The organism is Allobosea sp. 10N428, from assembly GCF_056394545.1.
Window position 1 is genome coordinate 189,295 of record NZ_JBFTIC010000009.1, and the last position, 18,367, is coordinate 207,661.

An 18,367-nucleotide genomic window follows, 5' to 3' on the forward strand; every position below is an offset into this window, starting at 1 on the left:
CGCGATGAACGCTCCAGCAAAACCTCTGACGCAGCTAATCACGTCATTGGAGGATCACGCCCGCTCGGTCGATGCGACCTTTGCGGTCGCCGGCCGCGATCTCGGCAGGGGGCTGAACCTCTTCGACACCTTGAAGGAACGGCTGACCGCCCTTTCCGGCCGGCTCTCCGGCGACAGGATCATCGGGGCGCGCGGCGCTCTGGCACGGCTCGCGGACGATCTGCGCCCGCTGCGGCAGACGCTGGCCGCGGAAACCCGCTCCTTGCTGGACATCGCAGCGCATAGCGCAGCCGCCGGCCAGACCTGGGAGAAGCTCGTCGAGCATATCCGGCTGATCACGATCATCGCCCATTACGCCCGCATCGAGTCGATCTCGTTTCAGGGCGTGAGGAGCGATTTCGGCGACTTCGCCAACGAGATCTTCGAGCTGACGACCCAGGCCCAGCGTACGATCGAGGCCTGCGCGCGCGATCACGCCCGCATGAGCAAGCTCCTGGCCGCAGCGCTGGCTTCGCAACGCGAATTCGAGACGCAATATGGCGCCGCGCTCTCGTCGCTCGCCGACAAGCTCTCGGTCACGCTGGCCGAGGTCGAGGCTCGGCAGCACAGCGGCATGACGCTCGCCAGCGAAGCGGCGGCGCGCTCCGGCAAGATCGCGATGGCGGCGGGGATGGCCATCGTCGCCTTGCAATCCGGCGATAGCATCCGCCAACGGCTTGAGCATGCGACCGTGGGACTACGCATGGTGGAGACATTGGAGGAGGGCGGTCCTGCTCAGGGACTGCCGGCGGAGGCCCTTCCGCATGCCCGAGACCTGCTGCTCAGGATCGAGGCGGCACAGCTCGAGGCGAGCGCCGCGACTCTCGGCGAGGACGCCGCGGCGATCGAACAGAGCCTGCTGCAGCTGCGAGACGATACCGTCGACCTGGTCGACCTCGTCCGTTCGCTCCACGGGGCGGGCGGCGCGGATACCGGCTCCTTCATGGCGCAGTTCGGAGCCGATCTCGCCCATGCTTCAGTGCTTCTGGGCAAGTGCAACAGCGCCCGTGCCGGTGCCGACCAGGTTGCGCATGCGTTGACCGCGCTGCTCGACACCTCCCAACAGACGGTCGACGCGCTTGCCGCCACGGTCTCGAATATCGTTCTCATCGGCACGAACGCCAGCCTGCGGGCCGCGCGTGTCGGCAGCAACGGCCGCAGTCTGGTCATCATCGCGCAAGAGCTGAAACTGGCGGCCGACCTCGTGGCCAGCGTCTCCCGGCGCCTGCCGCCGATCTTCGAACAGATGCAGCGGGCTGCGGGCGAACTGAAGCGCCAGGATCGGCTCGATGCAGCGCATTTCGGCACACTCGATCGCGAGATGAGCACCGCGCTCATCGTCGTGCAGGAGACGGCCTCTGAACTGGCCTTGGAGCTCAGCCGCCTGATGCGCGAGGGTGCGACCTTCGGCAAGGCCTTCGATCAGGCCCGGCTCGGCTTCTCCGGCGCCGCAGCAACGGGAGAGACCATCGGAGGGGCCGCATATGCGCTTGCGGCAATGGCCTCCGACGACCATGCCGTTCCCCCGGACATGAACGAACGCGTCCGGAGCTGGCTGACCGGCGCCATATGGCCGCATTACACGATGGCGATCGAACGGACGATCCACCTAGGCGTGATCGAGCCCGTCTGGGACCTTGCGGCGCAAGCAACGACGGCAGAGCCTGCCCTCGATGACGTCGATGCCCTGCTGTTTTGATGCCCGGCGAGCGACGGATCCGCTGAACCCCGAGCCCGTCTCTGCCTTCCCAGCTGAACCCGCCATGCGGCCATGGCGGGTTCAGCCACTATCGGGTGGCTCTCGCCGCGTTCACTCGGCGTAGGATTGCGTCGCCCAGGCGGCCTTCAGCTTCGGGCCGACATGGGCCCCCAGCGGCCCGAACCACTTCAGGTACAAGGCTTCGGCCTCACCCGATTTGAACATCTTGCCCATCGTGTGATTGACGATCCAGAGGATCGTCGGATTGAGTTTGGGCACCATGAACCCCTGCGGCGCGTAGCCGTATTCGTCACCGACGATCTCGAGGGTGTCGGGCTTCTTCGATTGCTTGATCAGCCCGTAGAACGCGCCATTGTCGCTGAAATACGCGTCGGCGCGCCGGGTTTCGACCGCGATCAGGCCCGCCGCGTGGTCATCGACATTGATGACGCGCAGGTTGAGCTTCCGTTCGGCAACGAGCTTCTTGAGGTCGGGCTCGCTGGTTCCGCCGGTCGCGACGGCGACGATCTTGCCGTTGAGATCGTCGTAGTTCTTGATGCCCGTGCTCTTGAGAGCCAAGAGCTGGCTCGCCGAGACGTGGCTGACGGACGAGAAGTCGACCTGCTTGTTGCGCCCGAAGGTGTTGACTGTTCCCTCGCACTCCAGATCGACCGTTCCGTTGGCGACGAGCGCCTGCCGGTTCTGGATCGTCATCGGCACGTATTTGATCTTGATCTCCGGCAGGTTCAGCTCGGTCTTGATGTCGTCGATAATGCGCTTGCAGAACTCGACCGCATAGCCCGTCGGATTCTTGTTGTCGTCGAGATAGCTGAATGGAAACAGCGCCTCGCGAACGCCCATGGTGATGGTCTGGGTGTCGCGCAATTTCTTGACGATCGCGTCGACTTCTTGGGCCCCCGCGGCCGAGCTCGCCAAATTCAGGGCCAAAAATGCGCCCGCGGCTGCAGCAAGATGGAATCTCATAAGCTCTCTCCCGTTTTTGCGATCGCTCGCTTGGTGCCCGCCCTCGATGGAAAGCGGTATCTAGAATCCGTCCTTCGCCTGCGCGGCCAGCTCTTCGCGAGTCATCGCGTCGAAGCCGAGCGCGGGCAGTAGTTCGTTCTCGCTGGTGAAGTCGCGGCCATAGGCGGCCGATAGCAGGGTCAGCCCCGCCTCGTGCAACGTCGCCGGCCGCCCGACGAGCCGGCCGAGCAGCACGGTAGGCAATAATCCGTACGGCGCATCTTCGAGAACATAGCGGCTCTCCAATGTCGCAGGCCCCAAGCCACCCTTTCCGCGGCCGTGCAGCTCGGCATTCATCTCCGCGATGCTGGCGACCGGAAGCTGGTAGGAAAAGGCATAGTGCTCGCGGATCGTCCTGACGGAAACGCCGAAGGCTTCGGCGATGGCGAGCCGCTCCGCATCCAGCGCCTCCATCACGCGCCCGACCGCGGGCGTGACGTTCTCGGCCTGCCCCCAGCTTTCGCCCCGCTCCATCCGGGTCAGATTGAACAGAGCGATGGCGAGATGGTTTTGCGGGTTGAGATTGCTCAACGCGATCGCGAGGAGGCCTTCGCGGAGGACGAAACGCTCGCCGAACAGGGAGGTACACAGCGCCTTCGCCTCGGCCGAAGCGTTCTGCGGCACCGACGCGAGATCGATCTTCGAACGCAGCGAATTCACGGTGACTTCGGTCGGGGAGACCTTGCGGCCGGTCGTCAGCGTGGTGCCCCATGCGATGATCGAAGCGCGCACTTTCCGCGCTGCCAGCAACCGCGAAAGATAGAGCGCGCCGAAGGAGGCATGCGAGCTGATGATGACGGGCTGCGCTTCCCTGAGATGAGGGGCAATCGCGTCGAACGCCATCTTGTGGGCATAGCCCGGCATCGCCAGCATCACGACGTCCGCGCTGGCCACGGCTTCCTCGGCACTGCCCGCGACGCGGGGGTGGATGCTGGCTTCGATCGCGCCCGTCGCGCGCAACGGTGCCCCGGCCGCGAGCGCCTCGGTGCTCCGGCCCGACGGTGACCAGAGCATGGGGTCATGTCCCATCGCCGATAGCTGGGCGGCGGCGCCGCAGGCAGCCGCCCCTGCGCCCAAGATACTAACGCGCATATGAAATCGCCTCTTCTGCTGGGAGCGGCCGTTCAGCAGAAATGGAGCCAGCCGCTTCGGAGAAACTGAAATTCGGTACATTTTGCGTCTTACGAGGCATTTCGACCCTTCGACGACTTGCGGTAGAGCAGCACCATCAAACCGCGCGACGGCTTCTCCGACGGGTTGCTGATGGAATGCGCGACGTCGACCGGGTATCGCGCTGTCTCACCTTGCCTCAGAAAATGGCGCGAGGCCCCGCTGGCGATCACGAACTCGCCCGACAGCGCCGTGAAATGCTCGACGGCTCCGGCTGCATGGGGGGAGCTGTCGAGGCATCCGTCCGGCGCGATCTCGACATCATACCATTCGATGTCGCCGGACAGGCTGGGCGGACTCAGGATGCGCAGCTGACAGGAGCTGTCAGCACTCCGGATCGTCGGCGTGTGCTCCAGCGACAGCATCTCGATGGCGTTGTCGGCACCTGACGTCGCCTGCCCCTCCCCCAGCAACGCAACGAAGTCGATGCCCAATCCACGCGTCAGGCTCCAGAGCACGGCAAAGGTCGGATTGGCCTCCCCGCGCTCGATCTGCGACAGCATCGATTTTGAAACGCCCGATAGCGCAGAGAGCTGCTGCAACGTCAGGCCCCGCTCCTTGCGTCGGCGTTGGAGAAGCGGGCCGATCTGAGGGGCGTTCAGCTCGCTCATCGGCCCCTCGTCAATGCGTCAGGACTTGCTTCAGGAATTGCTTCGCCCGCTCCGAGGCGGGGGCCGTGAAGAACTGGTCCTTGGGCGTATCCTCGACGATCTCTCCGCGATCCATGAACAGAACGCGATCCGCGACGCGCTGGGCAAAACCCATCTCATGTGTGACGACGACCATGGTCATGCCTTCGAGGGCAAGTTCCTGCATGACCTCCAGAACCTCGTTGATCATTTCGGGGTCGAGCGCAGAGGTGGGCTCGTCGAACAGCATCGCCTGCGGGTTCATCGCCAAGGCGCGAGCGATCGACACCCGCTGCTGCTGCCCGCCGGAGAGTTGAGACGGGCGGTTGCTGAGTTTGTCGCCGAGGCCGACCCGCGTCAGGATCTTTGCGGAACGCTCGTCGGCCTCCTTCTGCGAACGCTTGAGCACATGGACCTGCGCCAGGCTGACGTTTTGCAGCGCCGTCATATGCGGGTAGAGCTCGAAACTCTGAAAGACCATGCCGATCCGCGAGCGCAAGGCGGGAAGATCGGTTTTCGGCGACGAGACCGAGATGCCGTCGACGGTGATCGTACCCTGCTCGAAAGGCACCAGGCCATTGATGCATTTGATCAGCGTGCTCTTGCCGGATCCCGACGGCCCGCAGACCACCACGACCTCCCCCAGACGGATTTCGGCCGAACAGCCCCGCAAGATTTTCTGGGAACCGTAAGATTTGTGCACGTCATCCAGAACGATCATGACGGGCGCCCCTTCCTGTAGAATTCGGCGGTCTTCGTGACGGAGAGGCAGATCACCAGATAGACGACGGCAACCAACAGATACATTTCGGTCGCGCGCCCGTCGCGCGCTGCGACGACGCTCGCGGCGGTGAGGAAGTCGTGCAGCGACACGACATAGACCAGCGACGTATCCTGGAAGACGATCACGATCTGGTTGAGGATCAGCGGCCCCATGGCCCGCATCGCCTGCGGCATCACGATCAGCCGCAGCACCTGCCAGCGGCGTAGGCCCGTCGCCAGCCCCGCATCGCTCTGGCCCTTGCGAACGCTGCCGATGCCGGCGCGGATGATTTCGCAATAGAACGCCGCCTCGAACAGCACGAAGGCGATCAGGGCCGAGGTGAGCGAGCCGACCGGCCGCCCGATGGCGAGCGGGATCAGGAAATAGAACCAGAACAGCACCAGCACCAGCGGCAACGAGCGCATCACCGTGACGTAGGCGGCCGCGGGAACGGCAATCAGCCGGTGCGCAGACAGCCGCATCAGCGCCAGCCCAAAGCCGACGACGAGGCCGCCCAGCGTCGCGACCAGCACCAGCAGCGCGCTGAGCGCCATCCCCTCCGCGAGGAAACCGGACGAGCGGGCGATGACGCCCCAGTCGAAATCGCTCACGTCGTGGCCTTTCGCAGCGCAGCCCCGCCCATCCGGCTATCGATGAGGCGCATCAACCCGGTCGCGCACAGGCCGATGACCAGATAGCCGATGGTCGCGAAGGTGAAGGCCTCGAAGCCCTGGAAGGTGTAATTCTCCACATGGCGGCTCTGCGCGGTCAGCTCGAGCACGCCGATCGTCAGGCTGAGCGACGACAATTTGATCGTGATCAGGAATTCCGAAGTCAAAGGCCCGACGATGGCGCGCAGGCCGAGCGGCAGCGCGATCAGCCGAAAGGCCTGCATCGGGCGCAGGCCGGTCGCGAGAGCCGCCGGCAGCAGCGGCACGCCAACGGCCTCGATGCCTGCGCGAACCTGCTCGGCCACGCGAGAGCCGGCGAACAGGCCGATCGCGACCACGGCCGTGACGATCTCCGGATAGGGCAAATCGCGCTTCAACCAGAGGCCGACCGCATCGGGGACGATCTCCGGGAGGACGAAATACCAGAGAAACAGTTGAACGAGCGGGGGCACGCTCCGAAACACGTCGATATAGATGCCGGCCAGCAAACGAGCCACCGGCGACGGGGCGCTGCGGGCGACGCCCGCGACGGTGCCGATCGCGAGCGCAACAGCCCAACTCATCAGGCTGATCGCGAGGGTCAGGAGCACACCGCTCCACAGCCAATCGACGAAAGGCTCGCGTATCAGGACGGACCAGTCCCAGCGGTAATTCATCCGACCCCACCTATCGCCAAGGCAATCCCGAGACGCATTCCATTCCGATATACTGGAATTGGCCCATTGCCAGACGACAATGTCAATCTCGAAATTATCTTGCCGGAAATTTCAATACACGAGGGGTGGCGTTTGCTATATTGCCGTCCACATCGGAAAATAGGACACATTGGATAAGCATATTGCTTATTGTCGACAATAAAAACAAGCGTCAAGGCGCGCAAATTATTCCACTATAACGAAAATAACATACGCGGCTAAGAAGCCGACGCGTGACCTCGAGCCCATCGAAGGCAAGTCGCTGGCATTCACTCACATCTTGTCAGTAAGCATCGCGAAAGCGTCGGTCGCGCGAAGCAGGGCTACGCGAATCGCAGCGCCCCATGAGCGCGCGTCGGCAGGCAGCGCGAGGCGTGGGAGACGTGGATGGAAGACGCCTGGGGCCGGGCGAAAGACCTTCGCGTACCCTGCGCGATGGCTCATTTCTGGTGCGCGTCGCGTGAAAAAGGAAGACGCCCTTTGAACTATAGCCGTCCATGCGACGTCAGCACCGGCACGCAAACACCCCCGTCACATGGCGTGGGACCGCGGCAACCCCGGTCACACATGGATCGCGCCCGGCGATTCCCGATGGCCTATGCTCGTCGCAATCCGCGAATATTGCCGTAGACCTTGGCGTCAGGCCGCTGCTTTCGCCGTCACACCAAGCTCGGCCAGCACGGCCTGCGGGCAAAGGCAAGCCGGATCGGTCGGTGGGGGGCCCCAGGCGGGCTGCCAGTCGAGATCCCCTTGCTGCCAGGCTGAAACGACCGCCTTCCATTGCTTGCGCTGCACAGATGCCTTTCGGCGCCGGACAGATCCGCTGTTTCGTTTAGCCATGATGGACTCGAAAGCTCATTGTGCGCCGCATCCGAAATTGTGCGACGCAGCAAGATAGCGGCCCGCCGCCCTAGCCGGCCATCCTCGTTTGGGCATCTCGACCATGCGTCGAAAGGACTAACCGAGAGGCTCCTTGCGCTTTGCCGCCCAGGCGTTCCTTCGGCGGGCTGCGACAGGCGCCCTGAGATAGCCGCGAGAAGAAGCCGTGACTTCGCTCCTGCATCGCGGCAGGATCGGCTTGGACAAGGAGCCCTCTATATGAAGAAGTTTCTCGCGGCGGCGTGCGGTCTGTTCTTGACGGGATGCGCCGCCTTCGGCGGCGCGATGGAGCCCCCGGGGCTCGATCCGATGCAAAGCACGGGAGAGACCTATGTTCCCCGATCAGCGGGAGGCTTCGAGCCGCCGCCGGCGGAGGAGCACATTACGAGCACCTGTACGATGAAAGGCCAGAACGTGAATTGCTACTGAGCGCGGCACTTTGGCGGAGCACTTTTCGGCCCGAAGAACGCCGGACAAGGCCGGCCGCGAGGTCATCGCCACCCTCGGAAACGCCTTCACAGTGAGCGGCGCGGGGTGGATCCCGTTCGAAATAATCGCGCGACGATCATGCTCAGCAACTTGATAATGAATGCGCCGATCAACAGCAGGATTCCGGCAATCACCACCGCCGCAGCGGTCTTTATGATTGCGATATCTTGCGAGTCAAAGAGAGAACACCACCAGGCGATGAAGTCCAGAAACCAGCCAAGTTGGGATTCGTCCGCCGAGAATTGATACATGGCGCACCGGCTAACCTGTAGCTGAGCAGCGAGCACGCTAACACGCGCGCCAGATGCGCTCAATTCGAAGCAGTTCTCACCGGGCAGGTTAGGCCGCCATGGCAGCCGGCATCAAGCCGCTCGGTGGTGCAGAAGCAGGCGATGGCGAATGCCTCGCCCGACAGCATGAAGGCGTCCCCGGCAGGCTGCCGTCGGTAGTCCGGCGCCCTCCTTCAGTTCGGCTCGGATTCGAAGCCGAACTCGAAGAGCGGGCCGCCCGCGCGCAAGCCCCGATCACGGCACGGCGGAGGCGAAGGCCGGTTGCCGGATTGGATCGGTCGCGCGCCGAACGCTCGGCCAAAGGCAAAAGCATAGCCGTGATCGACCGTCTTCCCGCTCCATCCGCCGCGACCATTTCGCCACATGGCCCCTCTCCCCCGCGCGGTCGAAGAGGATGTCGCCCCGGGCATATCGTTCGCGCCTCAAACGCGACAATTATATGAAAGTAAGATGGAGAACTATTCAGATATGTTTTCAATTTCAAACTAATTTTTCTTTCAATTACCTAGATTGATTTAGATATCACGCAAAAATGCCATAATTATAGTGTTGACATGAAGTGAGTTATACTCAGGATGCTGCACCGCACGCAGAACGGATTTTATGATTTCTGACCCATGGTGGACGCTATCTTGAACGAGTCACTGTCTGCGACCATTCATCGACTTCCGCGTCGCAATCGCTATGTGGTTGCCTCGATCCGCGACCAGGATGCGCTCGAAGCCTCTCCGCTCAGCGACCTTCTCGTGTTTGTTGATCCGGAGTCCGATACCGAAGGCCTGCGGGCCACGTTTCCGCTCATCGGCGTCGCGACATCCGATGAGGGGAGCAGCGCATTGAGAGCCGCGCTCAAGCGGTTCCGCAAGATGGGTACGCTGCCGGATATCCCGGTCGTCCGGCTGCAGGAAGGGGCGCTCGCGTCGGACGCGGAGCTTGTGGCCCGCGTGCTTGAGGGCGGTCTGGGGCGCCTGTCGCGGCACATGGCAAGCGCCAACACCGAACTCGCGACGCTGCGACGAGAGCGCGAGACGCTTTTCGAGAACTACCGTGCGCTTGAGAACGCATTCCACGCCCACAACTGGGATTCGGTCTCGGAAGTGTTCGGCCACGGGCCTTTCGTCGACCCCAAGGACCAGGGGCTCGCGGCCTTGCTGTGCGAATCCGAGATCGTGCAGCTCTTCCCGATCTCGAGCTATGCGGTCTCCGGCTTCGCCCTGCATTTTCGCGAAGCCCCGACCGACAAGACCGGCCGGCTCATCGTCACTCTCGACTATGTGGAGAGCAGCGAGGGCGTCGCGGAATGGCAAATTCCCTATGGCAGCGTTACTCAGGGCTGGAACTTCTTCTCCCTGCCCAAGGCATGCGACGGCAGCCCCCGCACGCTGCGGCTGAGGATTTCGGCCAGCGGCGGGCTGCCGCCCGAACTCTCTCTCGGCCACGTCATCACCAATGAGCGCTATGCCGCCCAGGCGCGGATGCCGCATGCCGACCTCGACATGCGCCCGCTCGCCCTCCGGATCTTCACCGGGCTCCCGGGCGCCCGTCCGACCGCCCTGCCGAATGTCTTTGCACCGTCCACGCTGATCTCCGGGCGGAAGATCGAGGACTATCGGCTGCCGGTCGAGCTCCTGCGTGCGGTCGCCAACGTCTCCTTGAGCCCGATCGAGCCGAGCTTTCAGACCGTGCGCTTTCTTGAGCTCGAGGATGCGATCGTCTGTCATCCGCTGAGCGAGGGCATCACCGCCGGCGCCGTCCGCCGGGTGGTTGCGCCTGGCACTGCGCGCATCTCGGCCCGCGCCGTCATCGATCACCCGGACGGCAAGCCAGGGACGGTCGGGCTGATGCTCGTCCCCTTGTCCGCCAATATCCGAAAGGAAATCGCTGCTCTGGCCGATGGCCGCGCATTGCCGCCCACGGCGTTCTTCAGCGGATGGATGGAGATCACGGCCGCGCAGCCGGTGGATATCAACTTCATGCTGGAAGCGCCGGCAACGCGCACCATGGATCTCGTCATCCTGAGCAAGGCTGCAACTCATTCGGTCGATTTCGCCTGGCTGAAGGTCTTCAATTTCCGGCTGGTGAAGTATCTGGAGAACAGCCCGGTCCGGGAGGTCGTCAATGCGTGACGAGCCTCAGGATCTGGTGGCCATCGCCATGCCGCTCTACGGCCATGCCGCGCTCGTGATCGAGGCATTGGAATCGGCCTTGGCTTCGGCAACGCAGTGCCGGCTCGCTATCGTCGTCTCGGTCGATGGCGACCCGCAGCACGAGGTGTTCGATCAGCTCGCGCTGCATGCCGCTGCGCATCCGGAGGTCCACGTGATCTTCGGAGAGAATGCCGGCCCGGGCGGCGCCCGCAACCGCGCGATCGACTACATCCTCGACGAACTGCCGGAAGCCAAGGCGGTCTATTTTCTCGACGCCGACAATCGCGTCCTGCCGAACACCGTCGAAACGCTCTATCGCCGGCTGAAGGCTGGCAAGGCGGGATGGGTCTACACGAATATCGACACCTTCTCGGTCAATTGGCGGGCCCATTACGGCAACAGCTATTCGCGCTTGATCCACTGCATCAGCGACAATATCTGCGACACCGGGTCCATGATCTCGATCGACGTCTTCCGGAGCGGCGTCCGCTTCGCGGAAGATCGGCAGAACGGCTTCGAGGACTGGGAATTCTGGCTCTCGGCCGTCGAAAAAGGGTTTGTCGGCGAGCCCTGTCATGACACCGCCTTCGAATACCGTCTGCGCGCCGAAAGTCGCTTCAAAGAGGCGAACCGCGACCGCTCGGCCTCGATGAGCTTCCTTCGCCGGCGCCACAAGGCGCTGTTCCGCCGGCCGACCCTCGTCGGCTTCGAGCATGAGGAAGCGCCGCGCTATGCTCTGATCCGCACCGGCGAGGGCATGCTCGACGTCTTCACCGATCCGATGCTGCCGCCCGGGCAGATCGGCTTCGACGAAGCGGTGCGAGCCTTCTGGGGCAATGTCGGCGAGCCCGACAATGTCCATTTCCCGCCCTTCGTCGCCGCATGCAGCAGCGAGACGCTCAAGCTCCTCGCCCGCTCGCGGCTCCTGCCGAACATTCTCTGCCATCTCGAGACCTTTGCGGAACGGCGCAACGTCGTCTTCGTCGAGCTCAACAACGTCGTTTCGCAGCGGAGCATCGAGTGGGAAATCCTGCCCTCCGGCGCTCAGCGCAGTGCGGCTGATCTGACCTTCGTCTCGACCGATCTGATCAGGAACGTCATCAAGGACGACGCGCTCGATTGGTTCTCGTCGATTGGCCGCGACCAGGCCTGGCCGACATCGGCACGCCTGAAAGTCAGCTTCCCCTTTCCGAAGGCGCGGCAACGCCGGTCGCTGATCCGGCCGGAGCAGGCGCTGCTCAATCTCGTCAGCGCGCTCACGACGAGCCCGCTGCGTGCGACGGCCTCGACGCGCTGGACATGGCGCCCCCGCCGGCTGCCTGCTTTGTCCGAGCTCTACAAGCTGCTCAGAACCGAGCTCGGCGGCTCACCCGTGCTGCCGCTGGCGCATCCGGCCGTGCCGCGCCGGACGGCAGCGGTGCTGGTGCCCAACGCCTCGTTCGGCGGAGCCGAAAAGGTCGCCTACGCGGCCGGGCGGGAATTGAGGCAGAACGGCTTCGAAACCCATCTTTTCGTGCTCGGCTCTGGACGGATGGAGGTGCTCGACGAATTCGACCAGGCATTCGACCATCTCCATTTCTGGAAGGACGGCGTGCCGGCCTGGGGCGCGAGCGGCCAGTTCCTCGGCCAGGATTTCATCACCGACGAGCACGGCCTCGACTGGGCCGGGCTGAAGGGCCTGCTTTCCGGCTTCGACCTGATCGTCAACAACCATGTCATGGCGGCCCATCCGCTGATGGCGCAGTTCCGCTCCGCCGGAACCCGCACGGCCTGCTATCTCCACGTCGTCGATGAGACCGCGCTTCGGCGCCCGGCCGGGCAGCCCTATGCCGCCATCGCCTTCGAGCATGCCTATGACGCCTTCCTGACCTGCTCGGAGCAATTGAAGAGCTACCTGCACAGTTTCGGCGTCCCCTTCGGCAAGATCTTCGCCGTGCCGAATGCGGCGAGCTTCTCCATCGACGCGAAGCTGCGGACCCAGGTGACGGAGGCGCGCAAGGCCGGGCGCGGGAGTGAGCCGCTGCGCCTGCTCTATATGGGCCGGCTCGACCGGCAGAAGGGCATCGACCGGCTGCATGGCGCACTTGTCCAGCTCAAGCAGCGGGATGTCGCCTTCGAGGCCCGGGCCGTCGGCGGCGAAATCCTCTCCGACGACCCCAGCTCGTCCTGGATGACGCGCTTGCGGGATATCGACGTCGAGGTCGTCCCGCCGGTCTTCGCCGCCAAGGACCTCGCGGCGCATCTCGCCTGGGCAGATGTCCTGGTCATGCCGTCGCGTTGGGAGGGCGCGCCCCTGATGATCGCGGAGGCGCAGCAGCTCGGCTGCGTCCCGATGGCGACCGCAGTCGGCGCCGTCGACGAACTGGTCGTCGACGGCCAGGACGGCGTCCTGATTGCGAATGCGGCCGACGCGCAAATCGTGGTCGAAATGGCCCGGACGATCGCCATCCTCGCGCGGGACCGCGCCACGCTTGGCCGCCTGGCCGAAGGCGCGCTCGCGACGGCAGCGCAACGTTCCTGGAGCGCTTCCTTCGCCGATTTCATCGCATGGAGCGAGGCTATCGCACCCGCTGCTCCCATCCAACGCAACGCCGCTGCAGGCAAGCTCGCAGACGACGAGGCTACGGCCGAGACCACGCTCTCCGTCCGTGCCGTCGCGTGACGATCAACGGAAGATCCTGAAGCCATGGCCCCCAGAATTCTTGTCACCGGCATACCGAGCCATCTCACCCGCCTCATCCAGAAGGCAGAGGGCGCCCAAGTCTTCTATTCGGAGAAGGCGCAGCAGCCCGAGAGCAAGGAGGCCTTCCTCCGCGAGCTCAAGAACATCAGCAATACCGGCAACTATCTGATCGGCGAAGGCGCGCTGCGGGCGCTGTCGCCGAACGCGACGCATATCCCGTTCTGGCATCTGTGGAACGCCGTCAACAACGGCACCGGGCTCGACACGATCAACGATCGCTTCGACATTTGCGTCTTCACCTGCGCCAATCTGTTGCGCAAGGGCCTGTCGGCCGATGCCGAAGCGCTGGTGCTCTCGAAGCTCGACATGCCCGTCGTGATGCTCGGCATCGGGATCCAGAACCGGCCCGATCTCGAACAATCCTTGCCCGAGGGCACGCAGCGCCTGCTGAAGGTCCTGAAGGAAAGGGAGCATTATTTCCTGACACGTGGCGAGGAGACCGCCGCCTATCTCAGGGATCAGGGCTTCTCCTTCGTCCGGCCGGTCGGCTGCCCCTCTCTCTATTTCCAGCCGGCCAATGTCCGGCGCGCCTTGCGCCGGCTACCGGACGTGAAGGTCGGCGAATGCCGCACGGTCTTCACCGGCTATATGGGCGCTGAGCTCAACACGATCGGCGATATGAATGCGCTGTCCTCGAATGACGGGCGCTCATCCTATGTGGTGCAGGACGAACTGCTGCATTTCGACATGCAGGTCGAGCCGGACGCCGATGGCCGCGTCTACAATTCCGCCTCGGGCGCGGTCATAGGGGACCTGACATTCAAGGGCTCGAACGAGCTGAAGAAGAAGATCAACGTCCATGCCTTCTTCGACACCAATCAGTGGCGGGCCTGGACCTCGTCGATGGACTTCGCCTTCGGCCGGCGCTTCCACGGCAACGTCATCGCGCTGCAGGCCGGTGTTCCCAGCCTGATCGTGGCCGTCGACGACCGCATGCGCGAGATGCTGAACTTTTCCGGGCTGCCCAAGGTCGAAGCCGCCGATTTCAACAGCGCCAAGGATCGCGCCGCCTTCGTCGCCGATCACCTCGCCGCGATGAACATTCCGCAGGTCGTCGAGACCTATTCCGAGCGTGAGCGCAATTTCCGCTCGGTCTTGAACGAGATCGGCATCGCCTGATGCCGGTTTGAGCATTTTCGAGCGAAGCGGACACCGGTTCGCGTGAAGAAAATGCGGCGAAACGAAGAGATTGAGCACTTCCGTGTCGGAACGGCGCGGAAGTGCTCTGGGCAAAACGGGGCTTAAGGGCAGACTGACATGCGGATCATGGTCACAGGCATACCATCCTACCTGATGCGGACCGTCGAGAGTGCATCAGGAGCGACCGTCAGGCACCGCCCATATTTCGAGCCGGTGCGAACCAAGAATGACCTGATCTCCCAGGTCAAGAAGATCGCCAATACCGGCAATTACCTGATCGGCGAAGGGGCCGCCAACAGCGTGCGCGGCCATGACGTGACCTATGTGCCGTTCTGGCATCTGGCAAACAACGTCAATTCGCCGGAAACCTACGAGGCGCTGAACCAGAGCTTCGATCTGTGCCTGTTCGCCTCGGCCAATCTGCTGCGGCCGGGCTATGCGGCGACGACCGAGTCCTTCGTGTTCGAGCGGCTCAACATGCCGATCGTGGTCATGGGCATCGGCATCCAGAAGAAGGAGAACCTTCAGGATGCCCTGCCGGAAGGCACGCGCCGTTTCCTCAACGTACTCAAGAAGAAGGAAAGCTTCTTTCTGACGCGGGGCCATTTCACGGCCGATTTCCTCAAGGCCGAAGGCTTGAAATACGTCCGTCCGACCGGCTGCCCGTCACTGTACTATGAGCCGGCGGCAATGAAGCGCTCGCTCAGCCACCTCGCCGATCCCGATCTCGCGGACTCGCAGAGGATCGCCTTCGGCGGCTATCTCGGCAGCGTGCCGGACACGATCGTCGACGCGCATGCGCTGCTGCGGCAGGACAGCGTCGCGAGCTATGTCATCCAGGACGAGATCACCGTCTACAACCTCAACATCCTCGCCGAGGAGACAGGCGACGCCTACGATCAGGCCGCCGGCCGCATCGTCGCCAAGACCGAGTACAAGCACGCCGAGAAATGGCAGCGGGACTGCGAATTCCGCGTCTTCTTCGACACGCATAAATGGCGCAGCTGGGTATCGGGGCAGGATTTCTGCTTCGGCCGCCGCTTCCACGGCTCGATCATCGGCATGCAGGCCGGCGTGCCGGCATTGATGATCGCGGTCGACGACCGCATGCGCGAGATGCTCGATTTCGTGGGCTTCCCCTATATCGAGGCGTCGGTCTGGAACCGCGAAGCGAAGAAGAAGGCCTTCCTGCAGGATTTCCTCTCGAAGATCGACGTACCGGCGGCGATCCATCGCTATTCGGCTTGCGAGGAGAACTTCAACGCGGCGCTCAAGGATATCGGTATCCGCTGATGGCAGGAGGTGCGCGCAGAGCCATAGGATGGAGCTGGCGTACCGGAGAGTCGGCGCTGCTGCGCCGGCTGATCCCCCTTGTCGCTGCGTCGGGCTTGGCGGTTGCTGCCCTCGCGGCGCCGCCCGCGCCCACGCAGTTCGGCGTCAACCGCGTCAATCTCGCCTGGGTCGACGCCGCCGGCCGCGAGAAGGTGCTGGATCAGATCGCGCAGAGCGGCATCCGCTCGGTGCGGCTCTCCCTGACCAATCCGATGGATGGCAGCATCGACGCCGTCCGGCTGGCCCATCAAAAGGGCCTCGCCATCCTCCTTGAGATCTCGCTCAACAACGCCGCCCTCTACCCCGAGGGCACCAAGCCGCGCTCGGGCCGCGGCCGGATCTGGGACATGTATCGCCTCTCCGACATCTCTCCGGAGCACTATCGCGCGGTCCTGCGCGACGCCCTGCAACGGATCGACCGGCTCGGCGTCCCCCTCATCGCCGTCGAACCCGGCAACGAGATCAACTGGGGCGCCTATAACGGCGATCTCGATATCAGGCCCGAAGCCAACAGCCGGACGGCCCGCTCGCTTCGGGACGTATCGGACCCGGATGCGGTCGCGCGCGGTGCGGCGAACTACGTCGAACTGCTGAAGGTCACCCGCGCCGAACTGGCAAAGACGACGCTCAGCGCCGGCGCCAAAATCATCTCGGCCGGGCTCTCGGACATCCCGCCGGAGCATGCCGACCGACGCGGCATCGACAGCATTGACCCGGCGAGCTTCACCGCCCTCATGCGCGAGCATGGGCTCGATCAGGCCGCCGATGGCTATGGCATCCATATCTATCCCGGAGGCGACCGCTCGCCGGCCGCCCGCGAACAGCATATCGAGCAGGCCCTTACGATCTGCCGCGCGGGCCCGGCGGAGGGCAAGCCCTGCTGGGTCACCGAATGGGGCTTCGCCAACACCGCAAAGACCTGCCCCGCGGATGACAGCCGCCGTGAACGGCTGGTCAAGGCGACCCGCGAACGCTTCGCGGATCTCATGCGCGACGGCCGGATCGCTGCCGCCTTCTATTTCGACTGGGACGCGACGACCTATGGCATCTGGCGCTGCGGCGAACTCTCTCCCGCTGGCCGGGCCGCGGTGACGCCTTGACGATGAAAACCCTGATCATCGGCGGTTCCAACACTGTCATGCAGCCCGGCTACCTCTCCGCGCTGCTCTCGGTCATGGCGCGGCGCGGCGTTGCGCTCGATATCGTCGCGGACCTCGCGGTTGGCGGCACGACGAGTGCCTTCGGCCTCTACCAGCTCAAGCTGCATGAGCAGGAACTCGCCGATTGCGACCTGCTGCTGATCGAATATGCGCTCAACGACGCCTTCGTCTATGGCGACGAGCGGCGCCCGTTCCGGCACTGGGCGCGCTTCTACGAGGGCATCATCCGCTTCGCCCGCGAGCGAAACCCAAAGCTCAGGATCGCCACCCTCGTCTTCGGCGCCCGCAACGGCTCGTTCCTGACAGCCGTGCCCGCGATCGACGCCGGGATCGCCTATATCTCGCAATGGTATGGGACGACCTGCATCGATGTCTCGCGGCTGCTCATGCAGCGCCTCGGGCGCGAGGTCGTCGGCCATCCCAGCTTCTACTCCGACCAGGGCCATTATGCCCGGCCGGTGGCGACAACCATCGTCGCCAACCTGATCGCAGATGAATTGGAGCCGGCCCTCGCCGCCCCTCCTCGCTCCGCCGCGTTGCCGCCCGCGATCGATCCCGAGCATTTCGCCAATGCCCGGGCGCTCGACGGCGCGTGGCTGGCCAAGCGGCTCGGGCGGCCAGTGGTCGATTATGCCAACCGCCGCTTCTCGGTGGCGGCCGTAGATCTCGGGCGGGACCGGCTGCGTTTCGACATCGACAAGGGCATGCTGCTCGCCTTGAGCTATGTCTGCGAGCCCCGCACGCCCCCGCTGGATCTGCGGGCCGGCGACGAGATGCACCGTGCAGCGCTGCTCAAGGGCGGCGTGCGCGACGGCACCTACAAGTTCCTGGTCTCGATGCTGAGCTTCGAGTTCCTCTATGGCCCGGCGCTTCTCGACATGCAGCAGACGCGCACGCTGACGCTCTCCGGGGGAACCGCAGCCGCTGGGCACAAATTGCATGTGCCTAAAGATAGCGTTCGGCACGAAACCTTTCCGGCAGAGCCAGCCCTTCCGATCACGGGCATTCTCTTCACCGGAAATCTCAAGACCTGCGCCATCGAGAGCGCCAGCACGCAGCGGCCCTCGACCTCGGATCGACCAGCCGAGGCGGCGACCGCATAGCAGCGTCGGCCCGCGCTGGCATACCAAGGGCAACACATACCCGGACTGGCCGCCGCCGGCGGGAGGCCTCGGGTTGAGGCTTTGGCGATGCCACCCCATCGCATCCGGCAGCAGCTTCGTTTCGAGTTCCCGATGATTCGATCGCGTCGCGTCCTCTGCGTTGTTTTCGTTGTGTTTGCGTGCTTGCGCGGTCGGTTTCGGCGCGGCTCGCCACGACGAAGCCGCCCTTTTGGGGCGGTTTTTGGCGCTTTTCTCTTGTTTTTTTGGATTTTAGACGCAAAAACCCGTCGCTGCTTGCGACGGGTTTTTGTGTTTGGTTGCGGGGGCCAGATTTGAACTGACGACCTTCAGGTTATGAGCCTGACGAGCTACCGGGCTGCTCCACCCCGCGGTAA

15 protein-coding genes and 1 tRNA gene are annotated in these 18,367 nt (G+C 63.9%); 8 read left to right on the forward strand and 8 right to left on the reverse strand.

Going from position 1 to position 18,367, the window contains the following annotated elements; genetic code table 11:
• The first annotated feature begins 4 nt into the window (after positions 1-4).
• Positions 5-1,738, forward strand: a complete 1,734-nt coding sequence (locus AC1DDA_RS23165) for a coiled-coil domain-containing protein (RefSeq protein WP_476797553.1) — start codon at positions 5-7, stop codon at positions 1,736-1,738.
• Between the two features lie 111 nt (positions 1,739-1,849).
• Here the strand turns inward: AC1DDA_RS23165 and AC1DDA_RS23170 are convergent, their stop codons facing one another.
• The 6 genes from AC1DDA_RS23170 to AC1DDA_RS23195 form a co-directional block, all read right to left on the reverse strand.
• The gene (locus AC1DDA_RS23170; RefSeq protein ID WP_441513886.1) at positions 1,850-2,722 is read right to left on the reverse strand and encodes an amino acid ABC transporter substrate-binding protein; all 873 of its coding nucleotides are present in this window, start codon (positions 2,720-2,722) and stop codon (positions 1,850-1,852) included.
• A 60-nt stretch (positions 2,723-2,782) separates the two neighbouring features.
• Positions 2,783-3,853 (reverse strand): NAD/NADP octopine/nopaline dehydrogenase family protein, encoded by a 1,071-nt coding sequence (locus AC1DDA_RS23175; RefSeq protein ID WP_476797554.1) that lies wholly within the window; start codon positions 3,851-3,853, stop codon positions 2,783-2,785.
• 89 nt (positions 3,854-3,942) lie between these two features.
• The gene (locus AC1DDA_RS23180) at positions 3,943-4,542 is read right to left on the reverse strand and encodes a helix-turn-helix domain-containing protein (protein ID WP_476780381.1); all 600 of its coding nucleotides are present in this window, start codon (positions 4,540-4,542) and stop codon (positions 3,943-3,945) included.
• A 10-nt stretch (positions 4,543-4,552) separates the two neighbouring features.
• Positions 4,553-5,281 (reverse strand): amino acid ABC transporter ATP-binding protein, encoded by a 729-nt coding sequence (locus tag AC1DDA_RS23185; protein ID WP_441513883.1) that lies wholly within the window; start codon positions 5,279-5,281, stop codon positions 4,553-4,555.
• Complete coding sequence (locus AC1DDA_RS23190; protein ID WP_441513882.1) at positions 5,278-5,934, reverse strand: amino acid ABC transporter permease; 657 nt, start codon at positions 5,932-5,934, stop codon at positions 5,278-5,280. The genes AC1DDA_RS23185 and AC1DDA_RS23190 overlap by 4 nt, the downstream gene beginning before the upstream one ends.
• Complete coding sequence (locus AC1DDA_RS23195) at positions 5,931-6,650, reverse strand: amino acid ABC transporter permease (RefSeq protein WP_476797555.1); 720 nt, start codon at positions 6,648-6,650, stop codon at positions 5,931-5,933. The genes AC1DDA_RS23190 and AC1DDA_RS23195 overlap by 4 nt, the downstream gene beginning before the upstream one ends.
• Before the next feature lie 1,137 nt (positions 6,651-7,787).
• Between AC1DDA_RS23195 and AC1DDA_RS23200 the strand changes: the two genes are divergently transcribed.
• Positions 7,788-7,997, forward strand: a complete 210-nt coding sequence (locus AC1DDA_RS23200; RefSeq protein ID WP_441513880.1) for a hypothetical protein — start codon at positions 7,788-7,790, stop codon at positions 7,995-7,997.
• Positions 7,998-8,083: 86 nt separating this feature from the next.
• On the opposite strand, the gene AC1DDA_RS23205 is transcribed toward AC1DDA_RS23200, so the two are convergent.
• On the reverse strand, positions 8,084-8,308 hold the full coding sequence (locus tag AC1DDA_RS23205) for a hypothetical protein (RefSeq protein WP_476797556.1): 225 nt from the start codon (positions 8,306-8,308) through the stop codon (positions 8,084-8,086).
• Positions 8,309-8,964: 656 nt separating this feature from the next.
• Between AC1DDA_RS23205 and AC1DDA_RS23210 the strand changes: the two genes are divergently transcribed.
• From AC1DDA_RS23210 to AC1DDA_RS23235, 6 genes are all read left to right on the forward strand, one after another.
• Entirely contained in the window at positions 8,965-10,473 is a 1,509-nt protein-coding gene (locus tag AC1DDA_RS23210; RefSeq protein ID WP_476797557.1) for a DUF6212 domain-containing protein, read from the forward strand.
• The gene (locus tag AC1DDA_RS23215; protein ID WP_476797558.1) at positions 10,466-13,156 is read left to right on the forward strand and encodes a glycosyltransferase; all 2,691 of its coding nucleotides are present in this window, start codon (positions 10,466-10,468) and stop codon (positions 13,154-13,156) included. Before AC1DDA_RS23210 ends, AC1DDA_RS23215 begins: the two co-directional genes overlap by 8 nt.
• A 24-nt stretch (positions 13,157-13,180) precedes the next feature.
• The gene (locus AC1DDA_RS23220) at positions 13,181-14,356 is read left to right on the forward strand and encodes a polysaccharide pyruvyl transferase family protein (protein WP_441513876.1); all 1,176 of its coding nucleotides are present in this window, start codon (positions 13,181-13,183) and stop codon (positions 14,354-14,356) included.
• Between the two features lie 138 nt (positions 14,357-14,494).
• On the forward strand, positions 14,495-15,670 hold the full coding sequence (locus AC1DDA_RS23225) for a polysaccharide pyruvyl transferase family protein (protein ID WP_441513875.1): 1,176 nt from the start codon (positions 14,495-14,497) through the stop codon (positions 15,668-15,670).
• A gap of 95 nt (positions 15,671-15,765) precedes the next feature.
• On the forward strand, positions 15,766-16,809 hold the full coding sequence (locus tag AC1DDA_RS23230; protein ID WP_476797559.1) for a glycoside hydrolase: 1,044 nt from the start codon (positions 15,766-15,768) through the stop codon (positions 16,807-16,809).
• Between the two features lie 2 nt (positions 16,810-16,811).
• Complete coding sequence (locus AC1DDA_RS23235; protein ID WP_476797563.1) at positions 16,812-17,972, forward strand: SGNH/GDSL hydrolase family protein; 1,161 nt, start codon at positions 16,812-16,814, stop codon at positions 17,970-17,972.
• A 314-nt stretch (positions 17,973-18,286) separates the two neighbouring features.
• On the opposite strand, the gene AC1DDA_RS23240 is transcribed toward AC1DDA_RS23235, so the two are convergent.
• A tRNA-Met gene (locus AC1DDA_RS23240) sits at positions 18,287-18,363 on the reverse strand.
• Between the last annotated feature and the right edge of the window lie 4 nt (positions 18,364-18,367).

Bases quoted from the DNA above. Each gene is read 5' to 3' on its own strand.
- AC1DDA_RS23215 (WP_476797558.1), top strand. From the start codon at position 10,466: ATGCGTGACGAGCCTCAGGATCTGGTGGCCATCGCCATGCCGCTCTAC.
- AC1DDA_RS23235 (WP_476797563.1), top strand. From the start codon at position 16,812: ATGAAAACCCTGATCATCGGCGGTTCCAACACTGTCATGCAGCCCGGC.
- AC1DDA_RS23175 (WP_476797554.1), bottom strand. From the start codon at position 3,853: ATGCGCGTTAGTATCTTGGGCGCAGGGGCGGCTGCCTGCGGCGCCGCC.
- AC1DDA_RS23170 (WP_441513886.1), bottom strand. From the start codon at position 2,722: ATGAGATTCCATCTTGCTGCAGCCGCGGGCGCATTTTTGGCCCTGAAT.
- AC1DDA_RS23180 (WP_476780381.1), bottom strand. From the start codon at position 4,542: ATGAGCGAGCTGAACGCCCCTCAGATCGGCCCGCTTCTCCAACGCCGA.
- AC1DDA_RS23165 (WP_476797553.1), top strand. From the start codon at position 5: ATGAACGCTCCAGCAAAACCTCTGACGCAGCTAATCACGTCATTGGAG.
- AC1DDA_RS23225 (WP_441513875.1), top strand. From the start codon at position 14,495: ATGCGGATCATGGTCACAGGCATACCATCCTACCTGATGCGGACCGTC.
- AC1DDA_RS23220 (WP_441513876.1), top strand. From the start codon at position 13,181: ATGGCCCCCAGAATTCTTGTCACCGGCATACCGAGCCATCTCACCCGC.
- AC1DDA_RS23185 (WP_441513883.1), bottom strand. From the start codon at position 5,281: ATGATCGTTCTGGATGACGTGCACAAATCTTACGGTTCCCAGAAAATC.
- AC1DDA_RS23210 (WP_476797557.1), top strand. From the start codon at position 8,965: ATGGTGGACGCTATCTTGAACGAGTCACTGTCTGCGACCATTCATCGA.
- AC1DDA_RS23195 (WP_476797555.1), bottom strand. From the start codon at position 6,650: ATGAATTACCGCTGGGACTGGTCCGTCCTGATACGCGAGCCTTTCGTC.
- AC1DDA_RS23200 (WP_441513880.1), top strand. From the start codon at position 7,788: ATGAAGAAGTTTCTCGCGGCGGCGTGCGGTCTGTTCTTGACGGGATGC.
- AC1DDA_RS23205 (WP_476797556.1), bottom strand. From the start codon at position 8,308: ATGTATCAATTCTCGGCGGACGAATCCCAACTTGGCTGGTTTCTGGAC.